Annotated in this window: 24 protein-coding genes and 2 pseudogenes; 24 read left to right on the forward strand and 2 right to left on the reverse strand. The window is 38.3% G+C overall.

The window, feature by feature from the left end:
* Window positions 1–19 precede the first annotated feature (19 nt).
* The 18 genes from rpsE (at window position 20) to rpsI (ending at window position 11092) form a co-directional block, all read left to right on the forward strand.
* Window positions 20–523 carry a 30S ribosomal protein S5 gene (gene rpsE, locus BKP57_RS11635; protein WP_050349622.1) on the forward strand — a complete coding sequence of 168 codons (504 nt, stop codon included), beginning with the start codon at window positions 20–22 and terminating at the stop codon, window positions 521–523.
* Between the two features lie 13 nt (window positions 524–536).
* On the forward strand, window positions 537–719 hold the full coding sequence (gene rpmD, locus BKP57_RS11640; protein ID WP_050349621.1) for a 50S ribosomal protein L30: 183 nt from the start codon (window positions 537–539) through the stop codon (window positions 717–719).
* A 32-nt stretch (window positions 720–751) separates the two neighbouring features.
* Window positions 752–1192, forward strand: a complete 441-nt coding sequence (gene rplO, locus BKP57_RS11645) for a 50S ribosomal protein L15 (RefSeq protein WP_050349620.1) — start codon at window positions 752–754, stop codon at window positions 1190–1192.
* The gene (gene secY, locus BKP57_RS11650; protein WP_050349619.1) at window positions 1192–2484 is read left to right on the forward strand and encodes a preprotein translocase subunit SecY; all 1293 of its coding nucleotides are present in this window, start codon (window positions 1192–1194) and stop codon (window positions 2482–2484) included. Before rplO ends, secY begins: the two co-directional genes overlap by 1 nt.
* A 32-nt stretch (window positions 2485–2516) precedes the next feature.
* Window positions 2517–3161, forward strand: a complete 645-nt coding sequence (locus tag BKP57_RS11655) for an adenylate kinase (protein ID WP_050349618.1) — start codon at window positions 2517–2519, stop codon at window positions 3159–3161.
* Window positions 3162–3332: 171 nt separating this feature from the next.
* Entirely contained in the window at window positions 3333–3668 is a 336-nt protein-coding gene (locus tag BKP57_RS11660) for a KOW domain-containing RNA-binding protein (protein ID WP_050349617.1), read from the forward strand.
* The gene (gene infA, locus BKP57_RS11665) at window positions 3646–3864 is read left to right on the forward strand and encodes a translation initiation factor IF-1 (RefSeq protein WP_010095735.1); all 219 of its coding nucleotides are present in this window, start codon (window positions 3646–3648) and stop codon (window positions 3862–3864) included. Before BKP57_RS11660 ends, infA begins: the two co-directional genes overlap by 23 nt.
* Before the next feature lie 31 nt (window positions 3865–3895).
* Window positions 3896–4009, forward strand: a complete 114-nt coding sequence (rpmJ, locus tag BKP57_RS11670) for a 50S ribosomal protein L36 (protein ID WP_005999442.1) — start codon at window positions 3896–3898, stop codon at window positions 4007–4009.
* A gap of 26 nt (window positions 4010–4035) precedes the next feature.
* The gene (rpsM, locus tag BKP57_RS11675) at window positions 4036–4401 is read left to right on the forward strand and encodes a 30S ribosomal protein S13 (RefSeq protein ID WP_050349616.1); all 366 of its coding nucleotides are present in this window, start codon (window positions 4036–4038) and stop codon (window positions 4399–4401) included.
* A 23-nt stretch (window positions 4402–4424) separates the two neighbouring features.
* A complete protein-coding gene (gene rpsK / locus BKP57_RS11680) occupies window positions 4425–4814 on the forward strand; it encodes a 30S ribosomal protein S11 (protein ID WP_050349615.1) in 390 nt (129 codons plus the stop codon).
* A 213-nt stretch (window positions 4815–5027) separates the two neighbouring features.
* Window positions 5028–5972: a DNA-directed RNA polymerase subunit alpha gene (locus BKP57_RS11685; RefSeq protein ID WP_050349614.1), complete on the forward strand. Its 945-nt coding sequence runs from the start codon at window positions 5028–5030 to the stop codon at window positions 5970–5972.
* Between the two features lie 276 nt (window positions 5973–6248).
* Window positions 6249–6602: a 50S ribosomal protein L17 gene (gene rplQ / locus BKP57_RS11690; RefSeq protein ID WP_050349613.1), complete on the forward strand. Its 354-nt coding sequence runs from the start codon at window positions 6249–6251 to the stop codon at window positions 6600–6602.
* 196 nt (window positions 6603–6798) lie between these two features.
* The gene (locus BKP57_RS11695) at window positions 6799–7641 is read left to right on the forward strand and encodes an energy-coupling factor ABC transporter ATP-binding protein (protein WP_072741560.1); all 843 of its coding nucleotides are present in this window, start codon (window positions 6799–6801) and stop codon (window positions 7639–7641) included.
* Window positions 7617–8489 (forward strand): energy-coupling factor ABC transporter ATP-binding protein, encoded by an 873-nt coding sequence (locus tag BKP57_RS11700; RefSeq protein ID WP_050349611.1) that lies wholly within the window; start codon window positions 7617–7619, stop codon window positions 8487–8489. Before BKP57_RS11695 ends, BKP57_RS11700 begins: the two co-directional genes overlap by 25 nt.
* Window positions 8482–9279 (forward strand): energy-coupling factor transporter transmembrane component T family protein, encoded by a 798-nt coding sequence (locus BKP57_RS11705; RefSeq protein WP_050349610.1) that lies wholly within the window; start codon window positions 8482–8484, stop codon window positions 9277–9279. Before BKP57_RS11700 ends, BKP57_RS11705 begins: the two co-directional genes overlap by 8 nt.
* A gap of 21 nt (window positions 9280–9300) precedes the next feature.
* Window positions 9301–10041 (forward strand): tRNA pseudouridine(38-40) synthase TruA, encoded by a 741-nt coding sequence (gene truA / locus BKP57_RS11710; protein WP_050349609.1) that lies wholly within the window; start codon window positions 9301–9303, stop codon window positions 10039–10041.
* Window positions 10042–10241: 200 nt separating this feature from the next.
* Entirely contained in the window at window positions 10242–10679 is a 438-nt protein-coding gene (gene rplM / locus BKP57_RS11715; RefSeq protein ID WP_050349608.1) for a 50S ribosomal protein L13, read from the forward strand.
* Window positions 10680–10699: 20 nt separating this feature from the next.
* Window positions 10700–11092 carry a 30S ribosomal protein S9 gene (gene rpsI / locus BKP57_RS11720; protein ID WP_050349607.1) on the forward strand — a complete coding sequence of 131 codons (393 nt, stop codon included), beginning with the start codon at window positions 10700–10702 and terminating at the stop codon, window positions 11090–11092.
* 150 nt (window positions 11093–11242) lie between these two features.
* Here the strand turns inward: rpsI and BKP57_RS11725 are convergent, their stop codons facing one another.
* Together BKP57_RS11725 and BKP57_RS11730 are read right to left on the reverse strand one after the other, a co-directional pair.
* A complete protein-coding gene (locus BKP57_RS11725) occupies window positions 11243–11695 on the reverse strand; it encodes a tyrosine-type recombinase/integrase (protein WP_232231149.1) in 453 nt (150 codons plus the stop codon).
* A 12-nt stretch (window positions 11696–11707) separates the two neighbouring features.
* Window positions 11708–12109 (reverse strand): annotated as a pseudogene (locus tag BKP57_RS11730) (ATP-binding protein); the annotation flags it as partial.
* Window positions 12110–12385: 276 nt separating this feature from the next.
* Between BKP57_RS11730 and BKP57_RS11735 the strand changes: the two are divergent.
* The 6 genes and pseudogenes from BKP57_RS11735 to BKP57_RS11760 all read left to right on the forward strand — a co-directional run bounded on the left by BKP57_RS11735 (window position 12386) and on the right by BKP57_RS11760 (window position 18596).
* Window positions 12386–12808, forward strand: coding sequence for a helix-turn-helix transcriptional regulator (locus BKP57_RS11735; protein ID WP_050349672.1), 423 nt, complete (start codon window positions 12386–12388; stop codon window positions 12806–12808).
* Window positions 12809–13390: 582 nt separating this feature from the next.
* Window positions 13391–13828, forward strand: coding sequence for a hypothetical protein (locus BKP57_RS11740; protein WP_072741561.1), 438 nt, complete (start codon window positions 13391–13393; stop codon window positions 13826–13828).
* A gap of 31 nt (window positions 13829–13859) precedes the next feature.
* Window positions 13860–14129: a hypothetical protein gene (locus tag BKP57_RS11745; RefSeq protein WP_072741562.1), complete on the forward strand. Its 270-nt coding sequence runs from the start codon at window positions 13860–13862 to the stop codon at window positions 14127–14129.
* A gap of 485 nt (window positions 14130–14614) precedes the next feature.
* Window positions 14615–16399, forward strand: a complete 1785-nt coding sequence (locus BKP57_RS22845; RefSeq protein WP_232231150.1) for a hypothetical protein — start codon at window positions 14615–14617, stop codon at window positions 16397–16399.
* A gap of 13 nt (window positions 16400–16412) precedes the next feature.
* Window positions 16413–16925, forward strand: a complete 513-nt coding sequence (locus BKP57_RS11755) for an Imm6 family immunity protein (RefSeq protein ID WP_072741563.1) — start codon at window positions 16413–16415, stop codon at window positions 16923–16925.
* A gap of 480 nt (window positions 16926–17405) precedes the next feature.
* Window positions 17406–18596 (forward strand): annotated as a pseudogene (locus tag BKP57_RS11760) (ISL3 family transposase).
* Window positions 18597–18656 lie beyond the last annotated feature (60 nt).

Here is an 18656-nt window from a genome sequence, read left to right on the forward strand (position 1 = left end):
CGATAAAGGAGGGACATACATGAATAAAAACATTGATCCGAACAAATTAGATCTTGAAGAGCGTGTTGTTGCGGTCAACCGTGTTGCAAAAGTTGTTAAAGGTGGACGTAATTTCCGCTTTGCAGCTCTAGTCGTTGTCGGAGACAAAAATGGTCATGTAGGTTTTGGTACAGGAAAAGCACAAGAGGTACCAGAAGCAATTAAAAAAGCAGTAGATGATGCGAAGAAAAATCTAATTACCGTACCTATCGTCGGAACCACTATTCCACATGAAATTCATGGTCAATTTGGTTCAGGTAATGTATTATTAAAACCAGCAGCAGAAGGTACAGGTGTTATCTCCGGTGGACCAGTACGTGCGATTTTAGAACTTGCTGGTGTAGGTGATATACTAACGAAATCATTAGGTTCAAACACGCCGATTAATATGATCCGTGCAACAATCAATGGTTTAACGAACTTAAAGCGCGCAGAAGATGTAGCAAAACTACGTGGAAAGTCTGTAGAAGAACTGTTAGGATAAGGAGGGAACTGTTATGTCTAAAAAACTAGAAATAACCCTCACGCGCAGTGTTATTGGTGGAACAGAAGTACAAAGAAAAACTGTTCAAGCATTAGGTTTAAAGAAAATTCGCCAATCGGTTGTTCATGAAGATACACCAGCTGTTCGCGGCATGGTCAACAAAGTATCTCATTTACTAACGGTTAAAGAGGTTTAAATACGAAATAAGCGTAAAGAGGAGGTGCTCGCATGAAACTTCATGAATTGAAGGCTGCAGAAGGTACACGTAAAAATCGTAATCGTGTAGGTCGTGGAATGTCATCTGGCAACGGGAAAACATCAGGACGTGGACATAAAGGACAAAAAGCACGCTCTGGTGGCGGAACTCGCCCAGGATTTGAAGGTGGTCAATTACCACTATTTCAACGCTTGCCGAAGCGTGGATTTACAAACATTCATCGCAAAGAGTTTGCTATCGTAAATCTTGACACATTAAATCGTTTTGAAGATGGCACAGAAATAACACCTGAGCTATTACTGGAAGAAGGCGTAGTTAGCAAGTTGAAAGCAGGTATTAAAGTACTTGGCAACGGCTCTATTGAGAAAAAACTAACAGTAAAAGCTCATAAGTTCTCTGCTTCAGCTAAAGAAGCAATCGAGGCAGCGGGCGGTCAAATAGAGGTGATTTAATGTTCCGTACAATCTCCAATTTTATGCGCGTAGGTGATATAAGACGGAAAATAATTTTTACGCTATTGATGCTAGTTGTCTTCCGTCTAGGCACATTTATACCTGTGCCTTTTACTGATAGGCAGGCAATTGATTTTATGAACTCACAAAATGTGTTTGGCTTTTTAAATACATTTGGTGGGGGCGCATTGCAAAACTTCTCCATTTTTGCAATGGGTATCATGCCTTATATTACGGCATCCATTATTATGCAATTGCTGCAAATGGACGTTGTACCTAAATTTGCTGAGTGGAAAAAACAAGGCGATGCGGGAAGGAAAAAGCTTGCCCAAGTTACGCGTTATGGCACCATCGTACTTGCATTTATCCAGGCAATCGCTATGTCGATAGGATTTAATGCAATGGCTAATGGTTTGCTAATTGCAGATCCTGGTCCAATGAAATTTATTGTTATTGCCATTGTTTTAACAAGTGGAACAGCATTTTTAATGTGGCTAGGAGAACAAATTACGGCCAATGGAGTCGGTAATGGAATTTCGATTATCATTTTTGCAGGTATTGTAGCAGCAGTACCAAACGGCATGCAACAGCTTTACAGCCAGTATTTTATCAATCCTGGTGATGAGCTGTTTATCAATATTGTTATTGTTGCTTTAATTGCTTTGGTCGTTATTGCAGTAACTGTTGGAGTTATTTTTATTCAACAAGCGTTACGTAAAATACCGATTCAATATGCGAAAAAGCTGGTCAATCGTTCTCCAGTAGGCGGTCAATCGACACACTTACCTTTAAAAGTGAACGGTGCTGGTGTTATTCCAGTTATCTTCGCCGTTGCGTTTATCATGGCACCAAGCACAATTGCCACCTTTTTTGAAGGAAATGATATTGCTGCAACCATTCAGCGTATTTTTGATTATACAAAGCCAATAGGTATGGTTATCTATGTTGCGTTAATCATCGCGTTTACGTATTTTTATACCTTTGTTCAAGTAAATCCAGAACAAATGGCAGAGAACCTACAAAAGCAAGGTGGTTATATACCGGGAATTCGTCCTGGTAAAAACACAGAGACTTATTTAACAAGAGTATTGTACCGCTTAACATTTGTCGGTGCGTTATTCTTAGCAGCTGTAGCTGTATTGCCACTAGCTTTAAGCGGAATTGCTAATTTGCCGCAATCCGTACAAATTGGTGGAACGAGTTTACTGATTGTTGTTGGTGTAGCTCTGCAAACGATGAAGCAATTGGAAAGCCAATTGGTAAAGCGTCACTACAAAGGATTTATTAAGTAATTTTGCCGAAGACGAGAGCGAGGGGAAATCTGTTGAATTTAATTTTAATGGGTCTGCCAGGTGCCGGAAAAGGTACACAGGCGGAAAAGATAAACGAAAAATATAATATCCCTCATATTTCAACAGGAGATATGTTCCGTTTAGCCATTAAAGAGGGAACAGACCTAGGTAAAAAAGCAAAAGAATACATGGACCGAGGAGAACTTGTTCCAGATGAAGTTACTAACGGTATTGTCAAAGAACGCTTGAGTAAGGATGATTGTAAAAAAGGGTTTCTATTAGATGGTTTCCCAAGGACGATTGCTCAAGCAGCAGCATTACAAAGTCTATTGCAGGATATCAATCAATCCATTGATTACGTCATTCATGTAGATGTACCGGAAGAAAAATTAGTGGAGCGTCTAACTGGTCGTAGAATTTGTCCAACATGCGGAACAACGTACCACGTAGTTTATAACCCGCCAAAAGAAGACGGGATCTGTGATAAAGATGGCTCAAGCTTAATCCAGCGAGATGATGATAAGCCAGCTACGGTGAAGAAACGCCTATCTGTAAATATAGAGCAAACGAAGCCGTTATTAGACTTTTATGATGAAAAAGGATATCTTGTAACGGTAAACGGTGATCAGGACATTGATCAAGTGTTCCAGGATATTCAAACTAAAATAGAAAAGTAATCACATGGACTGCATGGGATGCATTCTAGCAATGAAAAGTTATAATAAGTCGTGAGTAAGAACGGCATATTCCTATATAGATGAGAACGTGACACACTGATAAAAGTGAGTAACTCTTTTGAATAAACAGGCGAACCATATAAACTATAGCCTAAGTGAAGGTGATCGTTGTTGAACGAAGATGATTCGATTCCGCTGATAGGTCAAGTTGTTCGTATTATGCAAGGACGTGAAGCGGGTCAATACGCAGTCGTTATTAAATCTGTCGATGATAAGTATGTCTTGCTTGCAGATGGGGAAAAACGTAAATATGATCGACCAAAGAAAAAGAATCTTCATCATATCGAGTTAATGGATTATATTTCTCCAGAAGTCCAAAACAGCCTTCTAGAAACTGGTCGTGTCACAAATGGTAAATTGCGATTTGCCATAGCAAAATTTGTCAATGAAGTTGTGACTGATTTGAAGAAGGGAGATCAACACGATGGCGAAAGACGATGTAATTGAAGTGGAAGGAACCGTAACTGAAACATTGCCAAATGCAATGTTTAATGTGGAGTTGGAAAATGGTCATACTGTATTAGCCCACGTATCCGGGAAAATTCGTATGCACTTTATTCGCATTCTTCCAGGCGATAAAGTAACGGTGGAACTTTCTCCGTATGATTTAACAAGAGGACGAATTACGTACCGTTATAAATAAGTGAGCTCCGATATTAAAGGAGGTAAAGATGATGAAAGTAAGAGCATCTGTAAAACCCATTTGTGAAAAATGTAAAGTCATTAAACGAAATGGCAAAGTAATGGTAATTTGTGAAAATCCAAAGCATAAGCAAAAACAAGGATAATAACTAACAGGAGGTGTTAAAGCTATATGGCACGTATTGCAGGTATTGATGTCCCACGTGATAAACGCGTAGTCATTTCCTTAACGTACATTTACGGAATTGGAAAAACTACTGCCCAAAAAATCCTTAAAGAAGCAGGCGTTTCTGAAGACACTCGTGTACGCGACCTAACAGAGGACGAATTAGGAAGAATTCGTAAAGCTACAGATGAGTATACAATTGAAGGGGATCTTCGCCGTGAAGTGTCTCTAAATATCAAACGTTTAATTGAAATCGGCTCATATCGCGGGATCCGTCATCGCCGTGGACTTCCGGTTCGTGGACAAAAAACGAAAAACAATTCACGTACTCGTAAAGGACCACGTCGCGCGATTGCTGGGAAGAAAAAATAAACGTTAAAGGAGGTTAATAGGTAATGGCACAAAAATCAACCGCACGTAAACGTCGTGTGAAAAAAAATATTGAGTCAGGTGTAGCACATATCCGTTCTACGTTCAACAATACGATTGTTACAATTACCGATACCCAAGGTAATGCTGTTGGATGGAGCTCAGCTGGCGCATTAGGCTTTAAGGGTTCAAAGAAATCTACACCATTTGCTGCTCAAATGGCAGCTGAAACTGCTGCTAAATCAGCAATTGACAATGGTATGAAAACTCTTGAAGTAACGGTTAAAGGACCAGGAGCTGGACGTGAAGCAGCTATTCGTTCCCTTCAGGCAGCTGGTTTGGAAGTTACAGCTATTCGTGATGTAACACCAGTACCTCATAACGGTTGTCGCCCACCAAAACGTCGTCGTGTATAATTATACCGTATATAATTTGTCACCCTGTCTATAATGGGTTATGATAGCTAAAAGTCTAAAGGAGTGTATCCTTTAGGGACAGAGCATCCACAAGACAAGAACGTACGAAAGATTTTACAGGTAGTGCAGAAACGCCAACTGCCTTTTTTGAGGAATTTCGGTTAGACAACGGTCTAACCGGGGTTTCGACGTTTTAAAGGAGGGTTTTATGGAATGATCGAAATTGAAAAACCAAAAATTGAGACGGTAGAAATCAGCGATGATGCTACATTTGGAAAATTCGTAGTCGAACCGCTTGAACGTGGATATGGTACCACTCTAGGAAACTCCTTGCGTCGTATCCTACTATCCTCACTTCCAGGTGCTGCTGTGACATCAGTTCAAATTGATGGAGCGCTACATGAATTTTCAACGATTGATGGTGTTGTTGAAGATGTGACAACAATTATTTTGAATCTGAAAAAACTAGCGCTAAAAATCTACTCTGATGAAGAGAAAACATTAGAGATTGATGTGCAGGGAGAAGGAAAAGTTACGGCTGCAGATCTAACATATGATAGTGATGTAGAAGTCTTAAATCCAGATTTGCTAATTGCTACGTTAAATAGCAAAGGTAGCTTGCATATGAAGATTACAGCAGAACGTGGACGCGGGTACCGCCCTGCTGAAGCAAATAAACGTGATGATCAGCCAATCGGGATAATTCCAGTTGATTCCATCTTCACTCCAGTATCAAGAGTAACCTACCAAGTAGAGAATACACGCGTCGGTCAAGTGGCTAACTTCGATAAATTGACACTTGATGTGCATACAGACGGCAGTATTCGACCTGAAGAAGCTGTTTCCTTAGGAGCAAAAGTCTTTACGGAACATCTTAATATTTTTGTAGGGTTAACAGATGAAGCGAAAAACGCTGAAATTATGGTTGAGAAAGAAGAAGACCAAAAAGAGAAAGTGATGGAAATGACGATTGAAGAACTTGATCTTTCTGTCAGATCCTATAACTGTCTAAAGCGTGCTGGAATTAACACCGTACAAGAACTAGCAAATAAATCTGAAGAAGACATGATGAAAGTACGTAACCTTGGACGTAAATCGTTAGAAGAAGTAAAAGTGAAGCTAAGTGATTTAGGTCTTGGTTTGCGAGACGATGACTAATCATACAGACATCTTTAGAAAATAATGACGCACTAGTACACAGTGCTTGCATACACGAATTACTCCATTCAGTACAGACCGTTTGCTTTCGTTCGTTGCATCACTTTTTTGCGTTTTACGGGAAGGCAAAAGCAGCTTTCTTTTGCAAGGAAGGATAGAGGATGTACGTGAGAAAAGATAAAACAAGGAAGACCTCATGTAGGCTATAGGCTTATCAGGTTATTCGTTTTGGATGGAAACTTTCAAAAAGTCATCAAAGAAAGGGAGGGATAGTCCATGGCTAGAAAATTAGGTCGTACAACGGATCAACGTATGGCGTTGCTTCGTAACCTTGCTTCTGATTTAATTATTCATGAGCGGATTGAAACAACAGAAGCAAAAGCGAAAGAACTAAAATCCGTTGTTGATAAAATGATTACATTAGGCAAACGTGGGGACCTTCACGCACGCCGTCAAGCAGCATCATTCTTATACAATCAGGAAGCAAATGAAAACGAAAATGTCATTCAAAAGCTTTTCAATGATGTAGCTCCGCGTTACGAAGACCGCCAAGGTGGATACACACGTGTTCTTAAATTGGGCGCTCGTCAAGGTGATGGTGCGAAAATGGCAATTATTGAACTAGTTTAATGTAACCACAGCGACAAGGGCAGGACTGAATCTCTTCTACGAGGTACATCCAGGCCCTTTTTTTGTACTTGCATTTCCTATCCCATTTTAGGGAAAGCCCAAATGTCAGTTTTCTTTCTTTTGGTAGAACAAGAGAAACTGCGAAGTATTAAATACGTACCCTTATGTGGCATAAGAAGTAAGAGGAGGAGTCTAGATGAGCAATCCCAAATTGGTTGAGTTTAGAAATGTATCATTTCGATATGGAGACGAGCAGCCATGGGTACTGAAAAACTGTAGCTTTGAAATCTATGAGCAAGAATGGGTAGCAATTATTGGTCATAATGGATCGGGGAAGTCAACAATTGCGAAGTTAATGAATGGTCTGTTGTTCCCACAAGAAGGGGAAATTTATGTTGCCGGAAAAAAAGTACAGGAAGAAACAATATGGGATATCCGCAAAGATGTCGGGATGGTATTTCAAAATCCAGATAACCAATTTGTTGGAACAACGGTACAAGATGATGTTGCATTTGGAATGGAAAATAGGGGATTCCCCAGAGAAGAAATGCTGGCACGCTTAGATGATGTTCTTCAAGCAGTCCGCATGGAAGATTACCGGTTAACCGAACCGCATCGTTTGTCTGGTGGACAAAAGCAGCGTGTAGCAATTGCAAGTGTATTGGCTGTATCTCCCAAAGTACTTATTTTAGATGAAGCAACTGCGATGCTGGATCCGCGAGGTAGAAAAGATATTATGAGAACTATCGTCAATTTGCGGGCAAACAAGGACGTAACATTACTGACGATTACCCACGATCTACAAGAAATTGTCCAAGCAGATCGAGTGATCGTTATGAATGAAGGTCAGGTTTGGGAGGAGTCTAGTCCAAGAGCTCTTTTTTCCAAACAAGATGCTTTGCGTGGAATTGGTTTAGATGTTCCATTTATTGCCTCTTTAGCAAAAGCTTTAAAGCAGTATGATATCCCCGTCACAAAAGAACCGTTAAATCATGAAGAACTGTTGGAGGACCTATGGATATTACATTCGAAAACGTAAGCTATATCTATCAACAGCATTCACCATTTGCTCATAAAGCCGTTGACCAGTTAAGTTTTCATGTCCCTTCAGGAACGTTTTTGGCCATTGTTGGTCATACTGGATCAGGAAAATCAACATTAATTCAGCATTTAAATGGTCTAGTGCAGCCGACTGCAGGGAAAGTGAAGATAGGAGATTTTCAGTTAACGGCCGATAAAAAACCTAAGGATATGAAACAATTAAGAAGCAATGTTGGGGTCGTATTTCAATATCCGGAGCATCAACTATTTGAAGAAACAGTGGCTAAGGATATTAGCTTCGGACCGAAAAATTTTGGTGTTGGGGATAGCGAAATACAACGCCGGGTAACAGAAGCATTACAAGCGGTTGGATTAACAGAGGATTATTTGGAACGATCCCCGTTTGACTTAAGCGGTGGACAAATGCGCCGGGTTGCTATCGCAGGTGTATTGGCTACAAAACCAAACGTGCTTGTGTTGGACGAGCCTACCGCTGGTCTTGACCCCAGAGGGCAAAAAGAAATGATGAACATGTTCTACGAACGGCATCGAGCTGAGCAACTGACTACCGTCCTCGTTACTCATAGTATGGAGGATGCGGTCACGTATGCGGATCATGTCCTCATTCTAAATAAAGGCAGAAAATATATGGAAGGCAAGCCGGAAGAAGTGTTCATACAAAAAGAAGCATTGCAGAAAGTCCAACTCGATGTGCCGGAAGTAGTGGCCTTTCTAGATCGCTGGAATGAAAAATTTAACACCGACCTTCCTTTTACACGGCAGTCTGAACTTGAATTAGCAGCAGCAATTGCAGCGGTGATTAAAGGGGGAAAAAACCATGAATAATGCAATGGTTATTGGTCAGTACGTACCAGGGAATTCCCTCGTTCACCGATTAGATCCACGAACGAAAATTACCATCATCTTTATCTTTGTATTTATCGTCTTTTTAGCTAATAATATTTGGAGCTATACGATACTAACCATTTTTGCGCTTACAAGTATGTTGACATCTCGTGTACCGTTGAAATTTGTACTAAAGGGATTAATGCCTGTCTGGTTTTTAATTATCTTTACGTTTATCCTTCATTTGATCATTACAAAAGAAGGAACCGTAATTTTTGAGGTGTTTGCATTTCAGGTTTATTCTGGTGGGCTAATTCAAGGGTTTGCTATTTCGATGCGCTTCTTTTTGCTTATCTTAGTCACGTCGCTATTAACATTAACAACAACGCCAATCGAAATAACGGATGCCATTGAAAGCATTCTGCAACCATTAAAAAAAGTGCGCTTTCCTGTCCATGAATTAGCCTTGATGATGTCAATATCACTTCGGTTTATTCCAACCTTGCTGCAAGAAACAGAAAAAATCTCGAAAGCGCAAGCGTCACGGGGTGTTGATTTTCGAACAGGAAAGATCAAAGATAGAATACAAGCTGTTGTACCGTTACTCGTTCCACTATTTGTCAGTGCCTTTAAACGAGCAGAGGAACTGGCAATGGCCATGGAAGCAAGAGGCTATCAAGGCGGCGAAGGCAGAACCAAGTTGCGTGAATTAAAATTAAGTAAGCTTGATGTTTGGATATATCTTTTGTTTGTAATCGTCATTATTGGATTATTGATCACAAGGAACTAGAAGAAGAAAGGCTGCAAAAACATGCAACGACTAAAATGTACACTTCAATATGATGGCTCTGGTTTCTCCGGCTTTCAAATCCAGCCCGGGAAAAGAACGGTGCAGGGGATATTAGAAAATGCATTACTAAAAATGCATAAGGGTGAACCTGTACGCATTCATCCATCGGGGCGAACAGATACAGGTGTTCATGCAAAAGGACAGACGATCCACTTTGATTCGCCCTATAGCATCTCTTTATACAACTGGAAGCAAGCATTGAATACATTGCTTCCCCATGATGTATATGTGAAACAGGTGGAGACGGTTCCAGATACATTTCATGCCCGCTATGATGTAGTTGAAAAGGAATATCGCTATTATGTTTACCATAAAGAAGAACCAGATGTATTTAAACGCAATTACTCTTACTTTTTCCCGTATGCTCTAGATTTAACGGCGATGCAAGCTGCATGTCGTTATTTGGAGGGGACCCATGATTTCACCACTTTTTCTTCTGCCAAAGCGACAACTAGAGGTAGTAAGCAACGAACACTCTATCAAGTATCCTGTGAAAAGAGCAGATCGGAAATTGAATTTATTTTCCGTGGGAGCGGCTTTTTATACAATATGGTGCGAATTATAGTAGGTGTATTATTAGATATAGGACAAGGAAGACGTAAACCGGCTGATATAGACGTTTTGCTGTCAAAAAGGGATAGAAGGGCAGTAGGCGAAACAGTGCCTTCACAAGGCCTCTATTTGTGGCGTGTGACGTATTGAAAGTGGCTTATGGATAAGCTCGATTTACTATTGTAAAAGGTTGAAGTTAAAAGCGGGTAAACCTTGACATATTAGTACCATTTGGTGTATTATGATCTATGGCATTTTATTTCTAAACCATGATTAGCCCCGGAAACTAATTATGTTGAAATAGACGAACGAACAGAAATTTAATATGAACATTTTGGAGGGAAAGACACATGCGCACAACTTTCATGGCAAATGAAAATAATATTGAACGCAAATGGCTAGTTGTTGATGCAGAAGGCAAACGATTAGGTCGTTTAGCAAGTGAAGTTGCTGCGATCCTTCGCGGAAAGCATAAACCAACTTACACACCACATGCAGATACAGGTGACCATGTTATTATTATTAATGCAGAGAAAATCGAATTAACTGGTAACAAATTAACAGACAAAAAATATTACCGCCATTCTAACTATCCAGGTGGTTTAAAAGAACGTAATGCATACGAAATGCGTACAAAATACCCTGAGCGTATGCTAGAAATGGCAGTTAGCGGAATGCTTCCTAAAGGCCCTTTAGGTCGCAGAATGGCTAAGAAGCTTCACGTATTCAGAGGCGCTGAACACAATCATCAAGCACAAAAACCAGAAGTTTATGAGCTTCGTGGTTAACTAAAAGGAGGTAAATCATTTTGGCACAAGTACAATACTATGGCACAGGTCGTCGTAAAAAATCAACTGCACGCGTACGTCTAATACCTGGTACAGGGAACATTACGATTAATGGTCGTAACGCAGCGGATTATTTCCCATATGAAACACAGTTGTTAATTCTAAATCAACCACTTGTAGCAACAGAAACGCAAGGGACATATGACATCATTGTCAACGTTCATGGTGGTGGCTTCACTGGTCAGGCAGGAGCTATCCGTCACGGAGTTGCACGTGCATTGCTTGAAGCAAATCCTGAGTACCGTAGCGCTCTAAAAGCAGAGGGCTTCCTAACTCGTGATGCTCGTATGAAAGAGCGTTATAAATATGGTCTTAAAAAAGCACGTCGTGCACCTCAGTTCTCAAAACGTTAAGATATCAACTTTTTCAAATCCCTCAACCACTTATGGTTGGGGGTTTTTACTTTGTTTGAGGACGTTAAAAGTGGTTGAAAAATTCACGCGTAGCATACACATAACATACAAGTAGCATACAAAGAGTTTGAAGAGAAAGCAGCCCCTTTCTCATAGCATGTCAATTGCTATAAGTAGCTGCTCGATGTCCTTATGGGTGTAGACTTTGTCTGTGATATCCTTATCTGCATGCCCCATAATCCGTTTGATCGACAGTTTGTTTGCGCCAGCGTTATCCATGAGTGTTGCAAAGGTGTGTCTGCAGTCGTGAGGCTTGCGTTTTAATTCTAGCTGTTGCATAATCTTCTTAAATTTCTCATGGTAATAAACATAGTAGCTCAATTTGTTTCCTTCATAATTTGTTATCAAGTATTCGTTACTAGGATCCATACGATCTTCAATCAATTTATGGACTTTTTTGTGGATAGGTATTACCCTATTCGTTCCAGCTTCCGTTTTGAAGCCACCTCGAAAATACCTTTTATTAAGATGAATGTTTTCGTTCTTTACTTCAACTAATTCTCCCGGGCGTAAGCCTGTTGTGACCGTCAAGTAAAAAGACACAATTTATGCTCATTAATATGAAACACTTTCTTGCCCAAATATGGTCGATCTATGTTTCATTCGATAACTATCTTCATTTAAATGAATGATTTCAACTCGATGTAAAATTCTATCTAATATCGCTGTTGTAATTGCTTGGTCACCCAATAATTCTCCCCATTCTTTAGGTGATTTATTTGATGTTAAAATGGTAGATGATTAATTATATAATTCATTGATCAAATGAAAAAACATATTAGCTTCTTGTTGATCCATTGCCATGAACATTAAATCATCAATAATGACTAAATCTGCATCTCGTATTCTTTTCATTCTTGTCTGAGATTTACGAGTGATTTCCTCTGTTTTGAGTACATGAACAAGGTCTCCCATGGTAGTAAAGATAACCTTATATCCTTGATTTAATGCTTCTATGAAGCGTGATAATATATTATTTATAATTTTAATTACTTTTACAGGTGTTATCTCAACTGGAATTCTCATAGGAGGAATATTTTGGTTGTTTCCGTTCCATCACTTATTACCTGCGTACAAAGCGACAAAATTAAACTTAAACAATCGTGCACCATTCTGGAATAGGGATTGTGGGAAAATAAGGCAGCAACAAGAGGTTTCCCCTTATGCGCTTATTACTATCTTTACTTTAGTCCTTCAATCAATAATACTGGAATAAGAAAGGGTGGCAAACACATTCTTTTTAGAGACAAATTAAAAAAAGAAAGAGAAGAGAGGGGGTGGTCACAAGATCGCCTTGCTGAAAAAATATACGTTAGTCGTCAATCAATTTCGAAATGGGAAACCGGTAAAAACTATCCCAGCATCGAGTTGATAATTGAATTAAGTGATCTGTTTGATATCACTATCGATGAATTATTAAGGAGTGATGAGGATTTGACAGAAAAGATAATTCAAGACAGCAAACAACAGTTAGGTTGGCAATCATATATTTTGATTGGTTTAGGTGTTCTAATAGGGATTGTACTTGTTAGCTTAATCACACATCAAGGAATCAATTGGATTTCTATTGGTAGAGCAACTGGTTTAGCAGCTCTCTTGTTTATTTTTTATTTTCTTTTTCGCCAGGGGGCAAAGAGAGTGAAACAAAACAAATAAGTTAAATATCAAGCAATCGGAGCTAACTTCATGAAAATTGCACTAATTTTCATGAATCGGGTGTGATTGTAAAAGTACAAGAGGTATGACTTTTCTTTAAGAGTCATACCTCTTGATTGTTAAATAAACTCTTTAACATTATCTTGAATGCGGATTAACCCCCTAATTTTGGACAAAAACACTCTTAAACTAACTTTTACTTAGAAATTCGCTATTTTTCATGAATTACCTTCACTTTTGTCCTTCTAAGATGATAGCCAATGCACCCATTCCATCAAGGGAAAAGGCTTTGCCCTTCGATCCGCTTCGCCTTTAATTCCATGTCAGCATGGGCATGTTGTAAGGCTAGGCAAAAGGAAGGAAAAATGGAATGGGGCTTTACATGCTTGATTATTCTAAGTTGTATAGTTTTTGATTAGTTATAATTTAATGAGTATAAGAGTACGTTTTGATAAAATCAAATACAGGAGGGAATCAAATGGCAAAGAAAAAGTATTATGATGAACATCGAAATCAAACTCGTTCAAGACCACCAAAACGAATTTATCAAAAATGGTGGATTTGGTTAATGGTGATTGTTGGGTGACTGTTGGAATCGCTGTTCTCGGTGGCGAAGAAAAGATAGAAGAACCAGTAGCAACAGGAATCTCGGAAGATGAGAAAGAAGAGGAAGAGACAGAGGTTGCTGAACCAGAGGAAGAGGGAACGAGTGAAGAATCAACTTATACATATGAAGATTTTAAAGGAACATATGCATTATTTGAAGGAGAGCCTTACAACTCTCCTATAGGGTTAGGTATAATGGTGATAGGAGACGATTCCTATCGAAGTTTTAATCATTCGGATGTCGATATGACTTCTACCATTCTCAATAAAACAATAGAAGGAAATGTTTTAACGCTTCATAGCAAAAGTGGAACAGAACAATTCAAGCTACGTTATGAAGGTGATAAAAAAATTATGCATTATGGACAATCACTTTATTCTATGTCCAGTCAGGATTTACAAAACTCACTATAATCAATCAGAAATTGATTATGCACGAATTATTTTGACAATAAATGGTGAACCAAGTTTAGATCAATGGCTTGTGTGGGAAGATCCTCTTGTTAATATAAACCATAGTTCAGCTGATGATCCAGTCCTTCAGATTGATGATGGTATTGTTTATCCAGAAGAGGTAACTAGCACTATGACTGATTCTAATTACATTAGCTACACATCCAATGGCGACGGACATATCACGATTATCCTAATCCGTCCCATTATCAAGCTGAACAATCAGAAGAAGAAAATCGTCAACTTGCTCAAGAAGCTTTAGATAATATATATACAATATATGTAGAGCCGTTCGATCCTTACACTGTGGCGGATTTTATTGGACGTGTTGAATTTGTATATGAATAACAGCCGGATTGAGTAGGACGTTTAAAATCTCCCTACTTTTCTCTCTTTAATTCTCTCCAAACAAACAAAATAAGTACATAAGTATAACGGGGCGACGTTTGCCTTTTGAGTGCATTATTGATTTGCGGATAAAATGAACTAGCACATCCCTTGTGTTTTCTCATTAACTTTACCATCTTCTGTAACTATAAATGAAATGAGTTACGGGTAGGTGGCATTTTTTATTTAACAAAAAAAAGACCAAAACAGTATAAGTAGTAAAAATCGCCTATGTAAAAACAGGGAAAAAAGATGCATGGTGTATGGGTTAATTTACCATTAAGATTTATATAGAGGAAGAAAACTGAAATGTCTTAATAACAAGGGGATTTAAAAGTATAGGGAGAAGGGGGATAGTTTGTGAAGCGTGACTTACAAATTAATTATGGGGTTTTAGATGATATTATTGGCGAACTTCGGAAATATAAGCGTGCTTTAGGAAAAATGGACGATTCACTGGATAAGGTAACGACCTTTATGCAAAAAAATGAGGGAAAAAGTGTTCAAGCGTGGGATCAGAACATTAGCACATCGAAAGAAAAAATTGCAAATTATGAAACACAGATCAATGACTTACTATCGCTATTTGAAAATTACGTAACAGACACTACAAGATATATTTCACCAATTTCAAGAAATACGATGATGCGGGTGGATCGTAATGATATTTGGGCGAATTTAAAGCAAATAGAGGGCGGTATTACCAATAATCTTTTTAAGGCACTAAACAAAAGTTATCAGCAACCTGCTTCATTTTTCGGCATGTTTGATGACCCAACGGATGCGGAAAAAGAAGCAAGCGAGATCAATCGACGCCATATGGAGAGAATTCAAACGAGCATTGAATCAACCCGAAAAAAGCTGCAACGTAATATGGACGAGTTATGGGATTTATATAATTCCAAAGTGAAAAGATTTGAAAATGCGGATGATGAATATAATAACTTGGCTGGAAATGTAAAAAGGAAATATACGAATTTCTTTGAAGGTGTCATGGACGTTGTTAGTAGTGTAAACAAAGCTGTAGATGATTTTGAAAAAGGATTTGCCAATAGTATTGCGAGCCTGGTCATGGGACTGCTAACCGTTGCCAAGGACGCAGGTGTTGTCACCGTATCTGGTATTATTCCTGATCCCGTTGAACCATCTTGGTTAAAGGAAAGTGCAAATGAAACAGTTGATGCCTACACACAAGCTGCGTTACAATTTATGCAAGATCCTATGCGTGCAGTGGAATCAACTGCCCAAGCTTTCACCGATACCGTGGAAAGTGAAGGTGTTATGTATGCCACTGGAGCAGCCGTTGCTGCTTTAATACCAGGTAGTTGGGCTGTCAAAGGAGCATCAGGCGTTGCAAAACTAGGTGCAGGCGCAGCAAGAAGAGCGCCGAAGTTATTAGACAAAAAGCCTTTCAGTGGCAATTACTATCGGGAAAAGATAAATGCAGCTAAAGCCGAAATGGCTAAAATAGCAGATATGTTCTCTTTTGGTAAGAAATATGCAGTTTCAACTGGTGGCGCAAGTTTTATACTTAGAGATAAAGACTTTGAAAGTCACGTTAATACGCAGATGGTTAATAGGAAAAATGGCGGAGGGGAAAGGGTAGAGACTAAGGGTGCGGGTAAAGAAAGTAAGATTGATATTGGTAAAACTGATATAGATGCACTAAGGAAAAAATGGAATGTTCCAGAAACTGAAACAGTGGCAGTTGGAAAAACTGATGTAAAAGGATTAGAAGATTTGAATTTTGAAGGTGGATCGCCGAAAGTACGAAAAGAAGCTGGATTACCTGATTTAGATGAAGTAATGCCTGACAGAAATATTAAAGCCCCAGGGTCTAACCCTTTGTTCACTAGGCATGCAGAGGAAGGGGTTCTGAATGAATTTGATTCAGCAGTAATAAAGGCAGGTATAAAACCAGAAGATGTAACAGGAACATTAAAACTTCATCAATCGAATCCTTCAGGTGTATGTAGAAAGTGTTATCAAGGATTAGCGAACGATAAAGTTCCGCCTGGTGTGTTAAAGCAATTAAGTTTAAAATATCCTAATCTAAAAATTGAAGTAACATCGGAAATTGATGAAAGCATTAAAGTAACTGGTAGGCTTAATCTAATGATTAAAAATGGAAATTATATTGATTAGTTGGAGGTTAATTATGGCTAATACTAACTTTAGTAGTTTAACAGAAGATGGTAAAGTAATATTTTTTCTTGGACTTTCAGAAAAAGTTTTGGCGGTATTTTCTCAAAAGGAAGATCAAATTTTAGCCCAGGAAGTTATATATAAATGTTGGGAATGGCTAAAAAGTAAAGAAAATATAGGGGATATTCTTTATGAATTATTAGTTAATGAGGAAAATGGTATAACAATAATTCAAGAGATGTCAGATAATGAAACAGATGTCTTAGCTTGGAACTGTGTTATTGATGCAGTTGCTTATACTAGTAGAAAAGCATTTGAAAGAGAAGGTGTCAAATATTATCCAGAACCAATTGCTTTAGTTGATGATACATTAGTAGATCATTTTATGGATTGTTTTTCAAAATGTATAGAGGATTCAGATAGTTATATTCAGAGAATAATTTTTTTCTTGGATGATTATAAGAATGGGAATATTGCGGGTGATTTGCGGACAGAAGTTTTAAGGGGATTACAAATACAAAATTAACTATTAACATATGAAAAACACCTAACGTTTTATTCTGATAGTTTTCAGTATGTCCAACCTTATTTCATTTTAATCAGCGAAGAGGCACATTTTTTGAGTTCTTAAAGGATTATTTTAATTGTTAGTTCTAAATTAAAATACAAGAAAACTTAAAAGCGTATTTAAAATAGTTATACACATTTGTTTGAAATTCTGTGGATAAGCACACGTAATATACAGGTAATATACAAAATCACGCTAAACCCCTTATTTTACAATCAACCTCAGTTCTCAAAACGAAGATATCAAGTTTTTCAAAACCCTCAACCTCGCATGGTTGGGGGTTTTTACTTTTTATAAGTTTGTTTAAAAGGCTCTAAACTAAATGTGGTGGTACTCCTTATTGTGCCAATGCGCAGAAAGATGCAAAAAAACACACTCATTCCCCTCTTTTTTGATAACCTTGAGTTGCAGACACAAAAGGTAAAGGAGAGGGGAAGAGTGCAATATCATCTTATCATAGATTTATTGGGGATAAAAGATAAACAAGTAGAAGTATGGGATGTAAAAGAAGAACCCACGAAATTATTGGTAGAGCTTTATACAAAGATTAAAAAGCAAACATGTCCATCCTGTAAAGCGAAAACAAAGCGAGTGCACAGCTACCGAAAGCAGTTGATCCAAGGACCAAATCTATCCAATACATCCGTGAAGATTGCTCTGCGAAAAAGAAGATATCTATGTACCCATTGCCACCATACCTTTTATGAACATTTACAAATGGTGGATCGTTATCAAAGGTGCACCAATTCATTACAAATGAGCGCACGAACTTACTCGGCAATCGGTTCATTTACGGATGCAGCTCGTTTATCTGGTATGACAACGAATCGGTTAATCCGTTTGGTTGATCGTCATCCTCTGCAAACAAAGAAGGTTCTACCACGTGCTATAGCCATTGATGAGTTTAAAGGAGATGCAGGAGGAGAGAGGTTTCAAACGATCGTTGCAGATGTGGAGAATAAAGAAATCATCGATATTTTACCGGATAGAAAAGTAGATATCATAAAAGAGTATTTACAATCACGTGATACGAGTAAAGTCCAAATCGTCGTTATTGATTTGTCTAAATCCTTTAAACAAGCTGTACAAAAAGCATTAGGGAATCCATTCATTATTGCGGATCGATTTCACTATATGAGGCAAGTGTATTGGGCATTCGATGAAGTACGCTGAGAAGTTCAAAGGGAATTGGATAAAAAGCCACGTATCCTGATGAAACGTAGTAAAAAACTGTTATGGAAATCGGTATATAAACTGGATGAAGAAGAGTCAGAAAAGGTACAAAAACTTCTTGAGATTGATCCTAGATTACAAAAAGCATATGCACTTAAGAATAAGTTAGATCAATGGTTTAAGGAAAGCGATAAGGATACAACTAAAGCTGGATTAGAAGCATGTATGCAGACATTAAAAGAATCAGGTATGGATTCATTTCAACGTGTTTATCATACGTTTCAGCGATGGAAGACAGAAATCCTTCCATCATTGATGTATCCTTTTAACAATGGATATATAGAAGGGATAAACAACAAGATAAAGGTGTTGAAACGTAAGTCCTATGGCATTAAAAATTTTTCAAGATTGAAGAATAAAATACTATGGCAACAAGAGGTTAACAAATTAATTTAAGACTAACTAAAAAGAGATGGTGGAGATTAATTTCCACCACCACATTTGACAAAGAACCGT

This window comes from Virgibacillus sp. 6R (assembly GCF_001895305.1).
Lineage (GTDB): Bacteria > Bacillota > Bacilli > Bacillales > Amphibacillaceae > Virgibacillus > Virgibacillus pantothenticus.